We start from the raw sequence: 15,371 nt of genomic DNA, 5'->3' as shown, positions 1-15,371 counted from the left end.
CCCTCCTTGTACGCCTGTTGGGAGCCGCAATGACGCACCTCCATAGCAAGCGCTTGTCGGGACCCGGTCCCGGCAGAGTCCTGGCCACCGTCGTGGGCCTGCTGGCCGCCCTCGTCCTGGGGGCGAGCGGGGAGGCCGACGCCTCCGCAGGACCGTCGCCGGTGGCCGCCCCCCGCTGGACCGACCAGCCGCACGGCTTCGCCTCCCTCGCCGGCGGCACCACCGGCGGGGCGGGCGGCAAGGTCGTCACCGTCACCGACCAGGCCTCACTCGCCCGGTACGCGGCGGCCGAAGAGCCGTATGTCATCCGGGTGTCGGGGGCGATAGCCGTCGAGCCGTTCGGCTCGGACATCGTCGTGGCCTCGGACAAGACGATCATCGGCGTCGGCGACACCGGCGAGATCGTCCACGGCGAACTCCACCTGAACCCCGGTACCAGCAACGTCATCATCCGCAACCTGACCATCCGGGACTCCTACGTCGAGGGCGACTGGGACGGCAAGACCACCGACTTCGACGCGATCCAGATGGACACCGTCGACCACGTCTGGATCGACCACAACCGCTTCACGCACATGGGCGACGGACTGCTCGACATCCGCAAGGACAGCCGGTACATCACCGTCTCCTACAACCGGTTCACCAACCACAACAAGGCGTTGGGGATCGGCTGGACGACGAACGTCCTGACCGAGATCACCCTCGACCACAACTGGTTCACCGGGACCAAGCAGCGCAACCCGTCCGCCGACAACTGCGCCTACGCGCACCTCTACAACAACTACCTGTCGGCCCAGGTCGCCGACGGGGACCCGACGTGGACGTACGGGAACTGGTCGCGCGGCAGAACCAGGATGGTCATCGAGAACAGCTACTACGACGGCGTCCAGCACCCCTATCAGGCCGATGCCACGGCCGAGTTGGTGCAGCGCGGGTCGATCCTGAAGAACACGACCGGGCGAACCGACGCATGGGGCACGGCCTTCGACCCCCGGGAGTTCTACACCTACCGGCTGGACCCGGCCGCCGCCGTCCCGGCGCTGGTGACGCGGTTCTCCGGGCCCCAGAAGCAGCTCGGCGGGGTGACCCTGCACGTCCCGGCCGACTACGCGACCGTGCAGGCCGCCGTGGACGCCGTACCGGCCGGGAACGCCTTCGGGGTCACCATCGCGATCGCGCCCGGGACCTACCGCGAGAAGGTCCTCATCCCCGCGACCAAGCCGAACATCGTGCTGCGGGGCACTGGACAGGACCGGTCCGACACCGTCATCGTCCACGACACGCCCGCCGCGTACGGCGGTTCGACCGGCAGCGCCACCGTGCGGATCGCCGCGAACGACGTCACGGCACGCCACCTCACCTTCAGCAACGACTTCGACGAGGCCGCGGTCGAGCTGAACGGCGAGCAGGCGCTCGCGATGAAGACGACCGGTGACCGGATCGTCTTCGAGGACACCGCCTTCCTGGGCAACCAGGACACCCTGATGACCGACAGCCCCAAGCTGACCACCGTCAGCCGGGTCTATGTCCGCGACTCCTACATCGAGGGCGACGTCGACTTCGTCTACGGACGGGCGACGACGGTGATCGAGCGGTCGGTGATCCGCCTGCTGAGCCGCGGTTCGGCCACCAACAACGGTTATCTCACGGCCGCTTCGACCTGGACCGGGAACCCGTACGGCTTTCTGATCACCCGGTCGAAGGTCGTCAGCGACGCCCCGGACCAGTCCTTCCACCTGGGACGGCCCTGGCATCCGGGCGGTGAACCGGAGGCCGTCGCCCAGGTGTTGATCCGGGACACCGAGCTGCCCGCCGCGATCAAGGCCTCCCCGTGGACCGACATGAGCGGCTTCTCGTGGCGGGACGCCCGGTTCACCGAGTACCGCAACCACGGGCCCGGTGCCGAAGTCACCGCGGACCGGCCGCAGATGAGCACCGCGGACGCCCGCTCCCACACCGTCGCCGACTACCTCCGAGGCAGCGACGACTGGGCGCCGTACGCCCGTCACTGACCCCCACAACTTCATATGTCAGTTGGATCCAGAAGAAAGAGCCGACCAATGAAGATCAGCATCCGCAGAAGCAGGCGCGCCGCCGTGTCGGTCGCCCTGGGCTCCGTCCTCGCGCTGACCGCCACCGCCTGCGGTGACGACGGCAGCAGCACGGGTGACAAGGGCAACGAGGGCAGCGGCACAGGGAAGATCGTCTTCTGGGACAACAACGGTGGTGTCCGCACCGACATCTGGAAGGAGATCATCGACGATTTCGAGAAGGCGAACCCGAAGATCGACGTCGAGTACGTCGGTATCGCCTCCACCGACTACCAGTCCAAGGTCGACACCGCCATCCAGGCCGACAGCCTGCCGGACGTCGGCGGCGTCGGCGCGGCGATGCTCGCGGGCTTCTCCGCGCAGGGCGCGCTGGAACCGCTGGACAGCCGGCTCGCCAAGTCCTCGCTCAACGGCAAGCTCAACGAGGACATGGTCGAGTCGCTGACGGCGGCCGGCGGCGGTGACGGCCGGCTCTACTCGGTCCCGACCTCCGCGAACAACGGTGTGCTCTACTACCGCACCGACCTGTTCAAGAAGGCGGGCCTGGACGAGCCGACCACCTGGGACAAGTTCTACGAGGCGGCGGACAAGCTCACCGACTCCAAGAAGAACGAGTTCGGCTACACGATCCGCGGCGGCGCCGGGTCCATCGCGCAGGCCCTGGACGCGATGTACGGGCAGTCCGGGCTCACGTCGTTCTGGAACGGCGACAAGACCACCGTCAACGACCCGAAGAACGTGGAGGCGCTGGAGAAGTACGCGGCGCTCTTCAAGAAGGACACCCCGTCCGCCGACCTCAACAACGACTTCACCAAGATGGTCGCCCAGTGGGATTCCGGCACCATCGGCATGCTGAACCACAACCTGGGGTCCTACCAGGACCATGTGAAGGCGCTCGGGGTCGAGAAGTTCCGGGGTATTCCGCAGCCGACCGGGGCGGACGGAAAGCGGGTCCAGGTCTCCAACCCCGTGGACGGCATCGGCCTGTTCAAGAGCTCCAAGAACAAGGACGCGGCCTGGAAGTTCATCGAGTTCGCGGTGTCGCACGCGGAGAACTCGAAGTTCAACGAGTCCGCGGGGCAGGTGCCCGCGAACAACGAGGCCGCGCAGGACGCGTGGATCTCGAAGGCCGAGCCGACCAAGCTGGCCGCGGCGGCGCTGACCGACGGTTCCACCAGCATCGTTCAGCTGCCGTACTACCTGCCTGACTGGGGCACCATCTCGAAGGCCGACAACGAGCCGAACTTCCAGAAGGTGCTGCTCGGGAAGATGAGCGCGAAGGACTTCCTGGACACGCTGGCCGAGCAGTTGGACGAGGCCCAGGCCGAGTGGAAGTCGCAGAACGGCTAATCCGTCGGGTGGGTTCGGTTGTGGGCGCGGCTGCATGCCGTTGTGGCTGGTCGCGCCCACGCGGCGGTAGCCGCAAATCGATACAGCCTCGCGCCCCTAGGGGGTTTCACGAAAGGCACGTCGTGTCCATTACCCGCAGACAGATCACCTCGGCGGCCCTTGCCGCCGTTCCGCTCGCCTTTGCGGCCCAAGGTGTCGCGCAGGCATCGCCGCGCCATCGCACGCTCTATATCGCCGGCGATTCCACCGCCGCCCAGAAGTATGCCGACGCCGCTCCCGAGACCGGGTGGGGCATGGCCCTTCCCTTCTTTCTGCACAAGGACCGGCCCGTTTCCAATCACGCGGTGAACGGGCGGAGTTCCAAGAGTTTCGTCGACGAGGGCCGGCTCGATGTGATCCTCGGGGCCATCCGGCCCGGCGACTTCCTCCTCATCCAGTTCGCGCACAACGACGAGAAGTCCGCCGACCCCACCCGCTACACCGAGCCCTGGACGACGTACCAGGACTATCTGCGGCTGTACATCGACGGCGCCCGGTCCCGTGGTGCGCGGCCCGTGCTCGCGACCGCCGTGGAGCGCCGGAAGTTCGACGCCGGCGGCAACGCCGTACCGACCCACGGCGAGTACCCGGCGTCGATGCGTGCGCTCGCCGAGGAGGAGCGGGTCGCGCTGCTCGACATCCAGGCGCTGTCCCTCGCGCTGTGGCAGAAGCTCGGGGTCGAGGAGACGAAGACGTACTTCAACTGGACCGCGACCGAGCAGGACAACACGCACTTCAACCCGCCCGGTGCCATCGCCGTGGCCCGGCTCGTGGCGCAGGAGCTGCTGCGCACCCGAGTGCTGCGCCCGCAGGACGTGCGGCGGATCGACCGGGAGATCCCCACGTCCTGGATCACCTGGCCCGAGGCCACCGCGTAACCACCCCCCCTGAACCGGAAGTGAGAGCCGCACAATGAACGCACAGGTATGGCATGCACATGGCATAACCAGAGTCGCCGCCCTCATCGGCTGCACCGCCCTCGTCCTCGGCGTCACCGGCACCAGCGCCCAGGCCGGCCCCCGTGACCTCGGCCGCCAGGTTCTCGGCGCGGGCGACGGCTGGGGCTCCGAGGGGGCGGGCACGACCGGCGGGTCCGGCGCCGACGCCGAGCACGTCTACACCGTCACCACCTGGGTGGAGTTCAAGGCCGCGCTGAAGGCCGGCGGCACCGCACCCAAGATCATCAAGGTCGACGGCATGATCGACGCCGTCTCCGAGGGCTGCGAGGCCTTCGTCGCCGGCGGCTACGACCTCCAGCAGTACCTCAAGGACTACGACCCGGCCGTCTGGGGCAACGACAAGGTCGCCAGCGGCCCGCAGGAGGACGCGCGGGTCGCGTCCGCCGCCAACCAGGACTCGGTCATCAAGGCCAACATCCCGAGCAACACCACGATCGTCGGCGTCGGCAAGGACTCCGGCATCCTCGGCGGCAGTCTCCAGATCAAGGGCGTCTCCAACGTCATCCTGCGCAACCTCACCATCGAGGCCCCGCTCGACTGCTTCCCCAAGTGGGATCCGACCGACGACAACAACACCGGCAACTGGAACTCCGAGTACGACGCCGTGGTCGTCTACGGCACCGATCACGTGTGGATCGACCACAACACGCTCACCGACGGCCGCTACCCCGACAGCGAGCGACCGGTCTACTTCGGCAAGGTGTTCCAGCAGCACGACGGTCTGACGGACATCGTGCGCGGCGCCAACTACGTGACCGTGTCCTGGAACTCCTTCGAGAACCACGACAAGAACATGCTGATCGGCAACAGCGACGGCACCGCCACCACGGACTCCGGCAAGCTCAAGGTCACCATGCACCACAACCGCTTCGACGGGATCCTCCAGCGCTCCCCGCGCGTGCGGTTCGGTCAGGTGGACGTCTACAACAACTACTACGTGGTGAACGAGGAACAGAAGGACGACTACTACCTCTTCGGCGTCGGCATCTCCTCGCAGCTCCACGCCAGCGACAACGCCATCAAGCTGCCGGCCGGGGCGAGCGTCGGCAAGGTGCTGAAGAAGTGGAACGAGTCGCCGCTGACCGCCGAGAACAACTACGTCAACGGCAGGAAGACCGACCTCATCGCGGTGCACAACGCGGAGATCCCCGCCGAGACCCTCCAGTCCGGCGCCGGCTGGACCCCGACCCTGCGCACCAAGGTCGACCGGCCGCAGGCGGTCCCCGGCATCGTCAACCACGGCGCCGGCGCCGGCCGCGTCTGCTGACACCCGCCCCCTGAACGGCCGGGGCGGCCCGCGCCACCTCGATGCACCGCCCCGGCCCACACCCCCCACGGCGAGGAAACACCCACGCACATCCCCGAAGAGCCGCACAGCCAAGGAGCATCCCCATGCCCTCGCCCCACCGCCGACTCCCCCTGTCCAGAAGGGGATTCCTGACGGCGAGCGCCGGTGCGGTCACCGCGCTCGGCCTCACCTGCGCCCCCGCTTCCGCCGCCGGCCGGCGCCCCTTCGGCCGGTTCGGTTCCCCGGCCGCCCGGCTGACCCCGACCACGCTCTACGTCGACGCCCAGGGCCGCGGCGACTTCACCACCGTCCAGGCCGCCGTCACCACGGCCACCAGCACCGGGTACACCCTGGTCCTCGCCCCCGGCGTCTACCGCGAGACGGTCGCCGTCGCGGCCACCGCCACCGAGCTGACCTGGATCGGCGCGAGCGAGGACCCGCGTGACGTCGTCATCGTCTACGACAACGCGGCCGGCACCCCCAAGCCCGACGGCTCCGGCACCTACGGCACCACCGGCTCGGCCACCACCCTGGTCCGCCCCGCCGGCTTCACCGCCCGCTGGATCACCTTCGCCAACGACTGGCTGCGCGCCGACCACCCCGGCATCACCGGCACCCAGGCAGTCGCCATCAAGGTCCTCGGCGACCGCTCGGCCTTCCACGACTGCCGCTTCCTGGGCCACCAGGACACCCTGTACGCGGACTCCGCCGCCCTGGCCGTCTTCGCCCGCCAGTACTTCTCGCACTGCTACGTCGAGGGCGACGTCGACTTTGTCTTCGGCCGCGGCACCGCCGTGTTCGAGCAGTGCCACTTCCACACCCTGACCCGCACCGACCTGGCCTCCGCCCCCTACGGCTTCGTCTTCGCACCGTCCACGGCGGGCGCCAACCCGCTCGGCTACCTCGTCACGAGGAGCCGCGTCAGCAGCGAGGCCCCCGACGCCTACTACAAGCTGGCCCGTCCCTGGGTACCCAGCTCCGACACCACCGCCCGGCCCGGCCTCACCGTCCGCGACACCCGGCTCGGCGCGGGCATCGACGCGGTGGCGCCCTACGCCAACATGTCGGACAGCTTCCCCTGGCAGGACCAGCGTTTCGCCGAGTACCGCAACACGGGACCGGGCGCTGTCATCACGGTCCCCGAGAACCGGCCCCAACTCACCGACGAGCAGGCCGAGTCGGCGACCCGCGCCGCCTACCTCGGCGACTGGCGGCCGTGGAAGCAGGGGTGCTGAGATGCGCAGACGCACCCTGCTCACCGCCGGCGCGGGCCTGTTCGCGGCAGGAGCCGCCACCCCCGCCTTCTCCACCCCGGCCATCGCCACCGGAACCCGCCGGGTCCTGCATGTCCGCCCCGGCGACTCCGTCCAGGCGGCCGTGGACGCGGTGGACGGTCCCGGCTGGACGATCGTCGTGCACCCGGGGACCTATCGCGAGGTCGTCAACGTGCCGGCCGACAAGGCCGAGTTGACCCTGCGCGGCGCCACCTGCGACCCCCGCGACGCCGTGATCGTCCACGACAACGCCAACGGCACGCCCAGGCCCGACGGTTCGGGCACCTACGGCACCGCCGGGTCCGCCACCTTCACCTCGGCGGCCCCCGGTCTGACCGTCCGCGACCTGACCCTCGCCAACGACTGGCTGCGCGCCGACCACCCCGACTACACCGGCACCCAGGCGGTCGCCTCGTACACCTACGGCGACCGCACCCACTTCGACAACGTCCGGCTCCTCGCCCACCAGGACACCCTCTTCGTCGAGACGACCGCGCTGACCTCCTTCGACCGGCAGTACTTCCACCGCTGCCACATCGAGGGCGACGTCGACTTCGTCTTCGGGCGGGCCACCGCCGTCTTCGAGGAGTGCCACTTCCACACCCTCCAGCGGGACGTCACCTTCACCCCGAAAGGCATGGTCTTCGCCCCGTCCACCGCCCGCGCCAACCCCCACGGCATCCTCGCCCTGCGCTCCCGCATCACCTCGGGCGCCGAGGACGCGGCGTACAAGCTGGCCCGGCCGTGGGTCCCGTCGTACGAGACGACCGCCTGGCCCTCCCTCGTCCTGCGGGACACCCGGATGGGGCCCGGTATCGACCCCGTCGCGCCCTACACCAACATGCGGGAGGCGTACCCCTGGCAGACCATGCGGTTCCGGGAGTACCGCAACTCCGGCCCCGGCGCGGTGATCTCGGTGCCGGAGAACCGGCCGCAACTGACGCCCGAGGAAGCTCAGTCACACACCAAGGCCGCGTATCTCGGTGATTGGCGGCCCCGTGGGTAGGGCCGCCGCCGCCCTCCTTGCCTGCGTGTGCCTGTCCTGGGGCTGGGCACCGCAGGCCGCCGCCACCGAGCGTGCCCCCGTCGGCTGGGCCGCCATCGGCGCCGGCACCACCGGCGGGGCGGGCGGCACCACCACGACCGTGCGCACCCGCGCCGAGCTCAAGGAGGCCCTCACCAACGGGGGCGATCCCGCCGCGCCCAAGGTGATCCGGGTCGTCGGCGCCGTCAACGGCCATGAGGCGGACGACGGTTCACTCCTCGGCGAGCAGGACTACGCGCCCGGCTACGACCTCGCCCAGTACATGTCCTGCTTCGGCGAGGACGGCACCACCTGGTCCGACACCCGGTACGACTACTGCAAGCGGCAGCGGCAGTCGCGGCAGACCGGGTCGAACAAGGAGAAGGCGCAGATCCAGCTGACCGTGCCGAGCAACACGACACTCGTCGGCGTCGGCCGCGACGCCCGGCTGCTCGGCGTCTTCCTGACGGTCAACACCGGCACCAACATCATCGTGCGGAACCTCCGACTGGAGGCCCCCGTCGACCACTTCACCAGCTGGTCGCCCGACGACGGCACCCAGGGCAACTGGAACGCCCGCTTCGACGCGATGACCGTCATCACCGGCAAGAACATCTGGGTCGACCACTGCACCTTCACCGACGGCCGCTTCCCGGACCGCGAGGCGCCGCTCGGCTTCCACGGCGAGCATGTCCAACGGCACGACGGGCTGCTGGACATCGAGGACGGCTCCGACTTCATCACTGTCTCCGACAGCCGGTTCACCGACCACGACAAGGCGCTCCTCATCGGATCGGGCGACGGACGCGGCGACCGCGACCGGGGGCACCTGCGGATCACCTTCGCCCGGAACCTGTTTACCGACATCGTGCAGCGCGGCCCCCGCGTCCGCTTCGGACAGGTGCACGTCGTCAACAACGTCTACCGGGGCCGGGCCCCTCTCTACGCCCTCGGTGTGGGTGTGGAGTCGGCGATCTACTCCGAGCGCAATGTCTTCCGGTACGACCCGGGCCTCGCCCTGGCCGTCTACGGCGGCACGCGCTTCCACGACACCGGCTCCTGGGCCGGCGGCCGCCCGGCCCGGCTGAACACGGTGGCGAGCGGACTCGGACTGAGCGACGACGTCGGCTGGGACCCTGCCGACGTCTACGACTACCGGCCGCTCAGATCCCCGGCGGCGGTCGAGCACCACGTCCTGACCCACGCCGGCGCGGGGCGGGAACATGGCTGAGGCGATGGGCCGCCGGACCTTCATGGCAGGGACAGGAGCGGCCGCCGTGACCCTCGCGGGTGACACCGGGAGCGCGGCGGCGGCGGACCTGGTCGGCGGCAACCTCCCCGACTTCCACCAGGCGCTCAAGAACGAGCTCGGCTTTCCGCTCGCCTGGGGGACCTCCCCCCTCCGCGACTTCCGGAGCTGGCGGCGAGCGGCCCGGGCCAAGGTCGAGGAGCACCTCCTCGTCGACCGCCAGAACGGGACGCCCTACGCGCCGGAGTTCACCGCCGGCCCGCAAGGCGACGGATACACAAGGGAGTCGGTCACCCTCTCCCTCACCCGCTACGAGCGCGTCCGCGGCGCGCTCCTCACCCCGGACGGCCCGGGTCCCTTCCCGGCGGTCCTGCTCCTGCACGACCACGGGGCCAGGTTCGACATCGGCAAGGAGAAGCTGATCCGGCCCTGGTACGACGACACCCGGCTCGCCTCCGCGCAGGCCTGGGCTGACAAGTACTTCAGCGGCCGGTTCGTCGGCGACGAACTCGCCCGGCGGGGTTATGCCGTGCTGTGTCTGGACGCCCTGGGCTGGGGCGATCGCGGTCCGCTCGCCTACGCCGAACAGCAGGCGCTGGCCAGCAACCTCTACCACCTCGGCTCCTCGCTCGCCGGGCTGATGGCACGCGAGGACGCCCGCGCCGCCGGCTTCCTGGCCGGACTCGACCGGGTGGACGAGACCAGGGTCGCGGCCCTCGGCTTCTCCATGGGCGCCTACCGCGCCTGGCAGACCGCCGCGCTGACCGACTCCGTGAGCGCGACCGTCGCCGCCTGCTGGATGACCGGCCTGAAGGAAATGATGGTGCCCGGCAACAACACCCTGCGCGGGCAGTCGTCGTACTACATGCTCCACCCCGGGCTCTCCCGGTTCCTCGACTTCCCCGACGTGGCGAGCATCGCCGCCCCCAGGCCGATGTTCTTCCTCGACGGCGAGCAGGACCCGCTGTTCACCGCCGAAGGAGTCCAGACCGCGTACGCCAAGCTGCGCGCCGTCTGGACCGCACGCCATGCCGGGGAGCGGCTTCGTACGGAGATCTGGCCGGGGCTCGGCCATGTCTTCACGGAGCCGATGCAGGACGAGGTCGTCTCATGGCTCGACTCCGTCCTGTGAACCATCCCCAGCGAAGGACACCCCCATCAGCACGGCGAAAGGACCCGCACCCATGTCCCGTCGTACCGCTCTCCCCACCCTGACCGCGCTGGCGCTCGGCGCCGGCCTGGCCGTCATCCCCACCCAGGCCCAGGCCGCCACGGTCGTCGTCGACACCACGGCCGAGCTGACCAGCGCCATATCCGGTGCCACCGCCGGCACCGTCATCCAGGTCCGCGCCGGTACCTACTACCCGACGGCCACCCTCCAGTCCACCACCAACGGCACCTCGTCCTCGCCGGTCCAGCTCACCGCGTACGGCTCGGAGACCGTCAAGATCGACGGCTCGAACCTCCCCGACGGCGACTGGATCTTCAAGCTGACCGCGGACTACTGGAATGTCTCCAACTTCACCTTCCAGAACTCCCCGGACAGCGCGGTCGTCTGCCAGTCCTGCACCGGCACGGTCTGGAACAACATCAAGACCATCAACGGCGGCGACTCCGGCTTCACGCTCACCGGCGACGGGACCGTCAACAACACGGTGAAGAACATCGACTCCTACGGCCACTACGACGCCGCCAACCACGGCGAGAACGCCGACGGCATCGCCGTGAAGTACGGCTCCGGCTCCGGCAACCTCATCACCGGCGCCCGCCTCTACAACAACTCGGACGACGGTCTGGACTTCTGGTCCTTCTCCTCACCCGTCACCGTCGAGCACACCTGGGCCATGGGCAACGGCGTCAACCGCTGGTCCGACTCGGCCTTCGCGGGTGACGGCAACGGCTACAAGCTGGGCGGCGACGGCGAGGTCGTCGCGCACGTCGTCAACAACTCGGCGGCCTGGGGCAACGCCGGCAACGGGTTCACCGAGAACTCCAACACCGGGGCGATCGTGATCAACCGGACCACCTCCTACGCCAACAGCAAGTGGGGCTACTACTTCGCCACCGGCGCCGCCAAGCTCGGCAAGAACCTCGCCGTCAGCAACGGCAGCGGCTCGGTCAGCAAGGGCTCCTCGGTCACCTCGGCCGGCAACAACTGGGACTCGGGCATCGCCACCCCGTCCTTCGTCTCCACCAACGCGTCCACGACGTACAACGCCCGCTCCTCCAGCGGCACCCTGCCCGCCACCACCTTCCTGACGACGGGGAGCACCACCATCGGCGCCACCATGAACTGACCCCTCGGGGCGCTTGACCCGTTTTTTGCCCGGCGGGTCTCGCGCCCACCAGGGTGACGCGCGTAGAACGTCTGTCATGCATAAGCCACTGCGTATCGCGGCGATCGCCGCAGCGTGTGCCGTCACCGGCGCCGCCCTCTACGGCGCCGGCGCGGCCACGGCCGGCCAGTCCACCGCGAACAGCACCCACGAGCCCTACAACATCGGGCTCCTGGTCAAGGACATCGACACCTACTACGGCACCACCCTCGACGCCGACGGCGTCTACCAGGCGTCCACGAGCAGCCAGTACGCCAAGGACCTCGCGAAGCTCGACAAGGCCGCCAGACAGCAGATCGACAAGGCGGCCCGCAAGTCGCTGAAGAAGGGCGACAAGCCCGCGGTCGTCTTCGACATCGACGACACGCTGCTGCTCAGCCTCGACTACGAGAAGAAGACCAACTACACGTACAACGCCACCACATGGGCCGACTACGTGAACAAGGCCGACCGCCCGGGCGTCTTCGGCAGCGCCGAGCTGGTCCGGTACGCCGAGTCCAAGGGCGTCGAGGTCTTCTACAACTCGGGTCTGTCCGAGGCGCAGCGCGCCGCGGCCGTCGCGAACCTGAAGAAGATCGGCGCCGATGTGAACCTCGACGCCGACCACGTGTTCCTCAAGGACAAGGCCAACCCGCCGTCCTACCTCAGCGCCTGCGCCACCCCGGGCACCTGGACCTGCACGACCGTGCAGTACAAGTCCGGCACCCGCAAGCACATCGAGCAGGACCTCGGGTACGACATCGTCGCCAACTTCGGCGACCAGTACTCCGACCTCGACGGCGGCTACGCCGACAAGACGTACAAGCTCCCGAACCCGACGTACTTCGTCAGCTAGTCCTCACGACTGGACAGGCCCGTTCCCTTCCCGGTCCACGGGCCGAGCGGGGACGGGCCCGCCCGGGACCGAAACTTTCGAGCGATCTTCACGGAACGCGGCAACCTTTTCCGATCGCGGCGGCGACCTGGATGCAGAAACGGGCCGGGGCGGCCCCTCCGGCCCGTTTCGCCCTCGTCGCCTAGGAAAGGAACGCCCCGTGCGTCAGAGCACCGGACGCCACCGCAGGACCCGTACGCTCTCCGTCGCCGCGGCGGTGGCCGTCGCCGCCGGGGCGGGTGGCGTCTATCTCGGCCTGTCGAACGGCGGCGCCGAGGCCGCCTCGTCGACGGTCACCGTGTCCACCACCGCGCAGCTCGAAGCAGCCGTGAAGAGCGCCGTCGCGGGCACCACCATCCAGCTCCGTGCCGGCACCTACTATCCGACGGCGACCCTCAAGTCGACCGCGAACGGCACGAGTTCGGCAAGGATCACGCTCCAGGCGTACGGCAGCGAGAAGGTGAAGATCGACGGCTCCGAGCTGGCCGACGGGTCCTGGCTGGCCGGGATCTACGGCGACTACTGGACCGTGCAGAACCTGACCTTCCAGAACTCCCCGGCCCAGGGCTTCGTCGTGACCTCGTCGGTGGGCGGTGTCTTCAAGAACCTCGTCACCGCGAACAACGGTGACTCCGGGTTCACGCTGCGCGGCGACGGCACGACGAACAACCTCGTGCAGAACCTGGACAGCCACGGCAACTACGATCCGGCCGGGCACGGACAGAACGCCGACGGCATCGCGGTGAAGTTCGGCTCCGGCACCGGCAACAAGATCACGGGTGCCCGCCTCTACAACAACTCGGACGACGGTCTCGACCTGTGGCAGTTCTCCTCGCCGGTCACCATCGAGCACTCCTGGGCCTTCGGCAACGGCAAGAACCGGTGGAACGACTCGGCCTTCGAGGGCAACGGCAACGGGTACAAGCTGGGCGGCGGGGGAGTCACGGTCGCACACGTCGTCAACAACAACGCGGCCTGGGACAACACGCTGAACGGGTTCACCGAGAACTCCAACCCGGGTGCGATCGTCCTGAACCGCAACACGGCCTACGGCAACACCGAGGCGGGCTTCTACTTCGCGACCGGCAAGGCGCGACTGGCCAGGAACCTCGCGGTGGGCAACAAGGGCGGGCTGTCCAAGCTCGGCGGCTCCACCGTCTCCGCCGCCAACAACTGGGACAGCGGTGTGTCCACGCCGTCCTTCAGGTCCACGGACGCGACCACGGCCTACAGCGCGCGGAAGTCCGACGGCTCGCTTCCCGCCACCACCTTCCTCACCACCGGCTCGACCACCATCGGTTCGACGATGAACTGAACGGACGACGAACTGGACGAAGGAAACCGAAACGCCCCGCCTGTCGTCACCGGCGGGGCGTTCCTGCGCCGGCCCGAGGGGGGCTCTGCCGGCTCTGCTGACCGAGGGGGGCTCAGGTCAGCAGGTCTGTGCGGTCGAACGAGGTGCCGGCACTGGGACAGGACGTGCCTCCCGAACCACTTCCGTCTTCCACGCACTACTAGGGACGTCGAAGATGAACGAATGGTTGTTCCCCCGCGCTCACTGGTACGACAGGTCTGACGTGGTGAACCGGCAGAACGTGCCGTCCGGACCGACGCCCAACTGCTTGGGCTCCGCGCCGGTGTTGTTCCCCTGGAAGCGGACACACGTCTTGATCTTCTTGCCGCTGTCGCCGTGGATACGGACGTTGCGCAGCGCGGCGGTGTCGCCGTAGTTCTGGTTGATGCCCACGATCGAGTTCATCGGCGCGGTGACGTCCACGTCGTTGATGATGACCGTGCGCTTGTACTGGGTGGAGCAGTTGCCGCAACTGCGCACCAGCTTGCCGGAGTTCTCGACCTGGAACTTGGAGACGACCAGCTTGCCGGCGCCGTTGAACTGAAGGACCTTGTCCGAGCCGTTCTTCGCGCCGCCGCCGTAGACGGTGTACACCGACGAGGAGGACTTGCCCTTGAAGGTGGCCGCGTCCTCGCCGACATCCGTCCACCACACGTTCTGGAGCGTGCAACTGCCCAGGCAGTGGACGCCGTCCGCGGCCGGGGTGCCGATGATCACGTTCTTGAGGACGGCGCCGTCCGCCAGCTGGAAGACCGGGTCCTGGCCCTCGTCCTGGCTGTCGCCGCCGAGGGCGCCGCTGCCGTAGAACTGCTTGTAGCCGCCGTTGTAGGTGCCCGTGACCTTGATGGTGCTGGTCACGGCCTGCTTGCCGGTGGCGGTCGGCCACGAGGACGCGGCGCCCGCGGAGGACAGCAGCGTCGTCGTGACGATCGCCGCCCCCGTGAGACCGAGGGCCGCGGTACCGGCGATCGCCGCCCGGCGCTTGGAGACCCGGCGGCGGTGGCGGACGCGCTGTTCAGCTCGTGCAGTCATGCCCATTCCTTGCGTGGGAGAGGATCCTTGCGTCTCCTGGTCGCCACGGGTGGGGAAAGGGTTGCCGCCCCTGCGGGAATTCTTTACGAATCCCCGTCCGATGACGCGTCGTCGCCCGCGTGGGAGGCGAAGTCGCCCTTCACCGCGAGCTGTTCGCCGCCCGCGGTGCCGGTCACCGTGTAGCTGTCGTCCGCCGCGTCGCGGCCGCCGCGCTCATGGTCGTACTGCCCCGCGAACACCCACTCGCCCTTGGCCACCTCGCGGTCCGCCTTGAGCGTCCAGGTGTAGACGACGAAGCCGTCCTTCTCCTCGGTCGTCAGCGTGAAGTCGTCCTCGGGGAGCGAGCGCCAGGCGCCGGCCGAGGTGACGCCGCCGGTCTGGGCGATCTTCAACCGCACGGTGAGCGCGGTCAGTTGCTCGGAGGTCTTGAGGGTGATGTTGCTCTGCGCCCAGAAGTCGTTGCTGTGCGGGTCGACCGAGCCGTCCGACCACAGCGGGCCGTCCTCCTCGCCGGAGGCGGTGGCAGGGGGCTGGGCGGTGG

Annotated in this window: 12 protein-coding genes and 1 pseudogene; 11 read left to right on the top strand and 2 right to left on the bottom strand. The window is 68.9% G+C overall.

Going from position 1 to position 15,371, the window contains the following annotated elements; translation table 11 throughout:
* Nucleotides 1-29: 29 nt before the first annotated feature.
* The 11 genes from HLK59_RS30235 to HLK59_RS30185 all read left to right on the top strand — a co-directional run bounded on the left by HLK59_RS30235 (nucleotide 30) and on the right by HLK59_RS30185 (nucleotide 13,759).
* A complete protein-coding gene (locus HLK59_RS30235; RefSeq protein WP_171144726.1) occupies nucleotides 30-2,012 on the top strand; it encodes a pectinesterase family protein in 1,983 nt (660 codons plus the stop codon).
* A gap of 48 nt (nucleotides 2,013-2,060) precedes the next feature.
* Nucleotides 2,061-3,401 carry a sugar ABC transporter substrate-binding protein gene (locus HLK59_RS30230; protein ID WP_171144725.1) on the top strand — a complete coding sequence of 447 codons (1,341 nt, stop codon included), beginning with the start codon at nucleotides 2,061-2,063 and terminating at the stop codon, nucleotides 3,399-3,401.
* Nucleotides 3,402-3,523: 122 nt separating this feature from the next.
* Complete coding sequence (locus tag HLK59_RS30225) at nucleotides 3,524-4,318, top strand: rhamnogalacturonan acetylesterase (protein ID WP_171144724.1); 795 nt, start codon at nucleotides 3,524-3,526, stop codon at nucleotides 4,316-4,318.
* 34 nt (nucleotides 4,319-4,352) lie between these two features.
* Entirely contained in the window at nucleotides 4,353-5,666 is a 1,314-nt protein-coding gene (locus HLK59_RS30220; RefSeq protein WP_171144723.1) for a pectate lyase, read from the top strand.
* Nucleotides 5,667-5,791: 125 nt separating this feature from the next.
* Nucleotides 5,792-6,922, top strand: coding sequence for a pectinesterase family protein (locus tag HLK59_RS30215; protein WP_171144722.1), 1,131 nt, complete (start codon nucleotides 5,792-5,794; stop codon nucleotides 6,920-6,922).
* A 1-nt stretch (nucleotide 6,923) separates the two neighbouring features.
* Entirely contained in the window at nucleotides 6,924-7,967 is a 1,044-nt protein-coding gene (locus tag HLK59_RS30210) for a pectinesterase family protein (protein ID WP_171144721.1), read from the top strand.
* Complete coding sequence (locus HLK59_RS30205; protein ID WP_171144720.1) at nucleotides 7,960-9,216, top strand: pectate lyase; 1,257 nt, start codon at nucleotides 7,960-7,962, stop codon at nucleotides 9,214-9,216. Before HLK59_RS30210 ends, HLK59_RS30205 begins: the two co-directional genes overlap by 8 nt.
* Nucleotides 9,209-10,366, top strand: a complete 1,158-nt coding sequence (locus HLK59_RS30200; RefSeq protein WP_171144719.1) for a dienelactone hydrolase family protein — start codon at nucleotides 9,209-9,211, stop codon at nucleotides 10,364-10,366. The genes HLK59_RS30205 and HLK59_RS30200 overlap by 8 nt, the downstream gene beginning before the upstream one ends.
* 52 nt (nucleotides 10,367-10,418) lie before the next feature.
* On the top strand, nucleotides 10,419-11,531 hold the full coding sequence (locus tag HLK59_RS30195) for a pectate lyase (RefSeq protein WP_171144718.1): 1,113 nt from the start codon (nucleotides 10,419-10,421) through the stop codon (nucleotides 11,529-11,531).
* Nucleotides 11,532-11,607: 76 nt separating this feature from the next.
* Complete coding sequence (locus tag HLK59_RS30190; RefSeq protein WP_171144717.1) at nucleotides 11,608-12,405, top strand: HAD family acid phosphatase; 798 nt, start codon at nucleotides 11,608-11,610, stop codon at nucleotides 12,403-12,405.
* A 199-nt stretch (nucleotides 12,406-12,604) separates the two neighbouring features.
* The gene (locus HLK59_RS30185; RefSeq protein WP_171144716.1) at nucleotides 12,605-13,759 is read left to right on the top strand and encodes a right-handed parallel beta-helix repeat-containing protein; all 1,155 of its coding nucleotides are present in this window, start codon (nucleotides 12,605-12,607) and stop codon (nucleotides 13,757-13,759) included.
* Nucleotides 13,760-13,999: 240 nt separating this feature from the next.
* Here HLK59_RS30185 and HLK59_RS30180 read toward each other — a convergent pair whose 3' ends face one another.
* Complete coding sequence (locus HLK59_RS30180) at nucleotides 14,000-14,830, bottom strand: pectate lyase (protein WP_171144715.1); 831 nt, start codon at nucleotides 14,828-14,830, stop codon at nucleotides 14,000-14,002.
* A gap of 83 nt (nucleotides 14,831-14,913) precedes the next feature.
* Nucleotides 14,914-15,371 (bottom strand): annotated as a pseudogene (locus tag HLK59_RS30175) (hypothetical protein); the annotation flags it as partial.

It is taken from the genome of Streptomyces sp. S3(2020), assembly GCF_013044505.1.
Lineage (GTDB): Bacteria > Actinomycetota > Actinomycetes > Streptomycetales > Streptomycetaceae > Streptomyces.
Note: the sequence above shows the minus strand (reverse complement) of the source record. Positions and strands in the feature narration are given on the sequence as shown.

Coding starts and splice junctions, on each gene's coding strand:
- HLK59_RS30235 (WP_171144726.1), top strand. CDS start 30: ATGACGCACCTCCATAGCAAGCGCTTGTCGGGACCCGGTCCCGGCAGA.
- HLK59_RS30230 (WP_171144725.1), top strand. CDS start 2,061: ATGAAGATCAGCATCCGCAGAAGCAGGCGCGCCGCCGTGTCGGTCGCC.
- HLK59_RS30220 (WP_171144723.1), top strand. CDS start 4,353: ATGAACGCACAGGTATGGCATGCACATGGCATAACCAGAGTCGCCGCC.
- HLK59_RS30215 (WP_171144722.1), top strand. CDS start 5,792: ATGCCCTCGCCCCACCGCCGACTCCCCCTGTCCAGAAGGGGATTCCTG.
- HLK59_RS30210 (WP_171144721.1), top strand. CDS start 6,924: ATGCGCAGACGCACCCTGCTCACCGCCGGCGCGGGCCTGTTCGCGGCA.
- HLK59_RS30200 (WP_171144719.1), top strand. CDS start 9,209: ATGGCTGAGGCGATGGGCCGCCGGACCTTCATGGCAGGGACAGGAGCG.
- HLK59_RS30195 (WP_171144718.1), top strand. CDS start 10,419: ATGTCCCGTCGTACCGCTCTCCCCACCCTGACCGCGCTGGCGCTCGGC.
- HLK59_RS30190 (WP_171144717.1), top strand. CDS start 11,608: ATGCATAAGCCACTGCGTATCGCGGCGATCGCCGCAGCGTGTGCCGTC.
- HLK59_RS30180 (WP_171144715.1), bottom strand. CDS start 14,830: ATGACTGCACGAGCTGAACAGCGCGTCCGCCACCGCCGCCGGGTCTCC.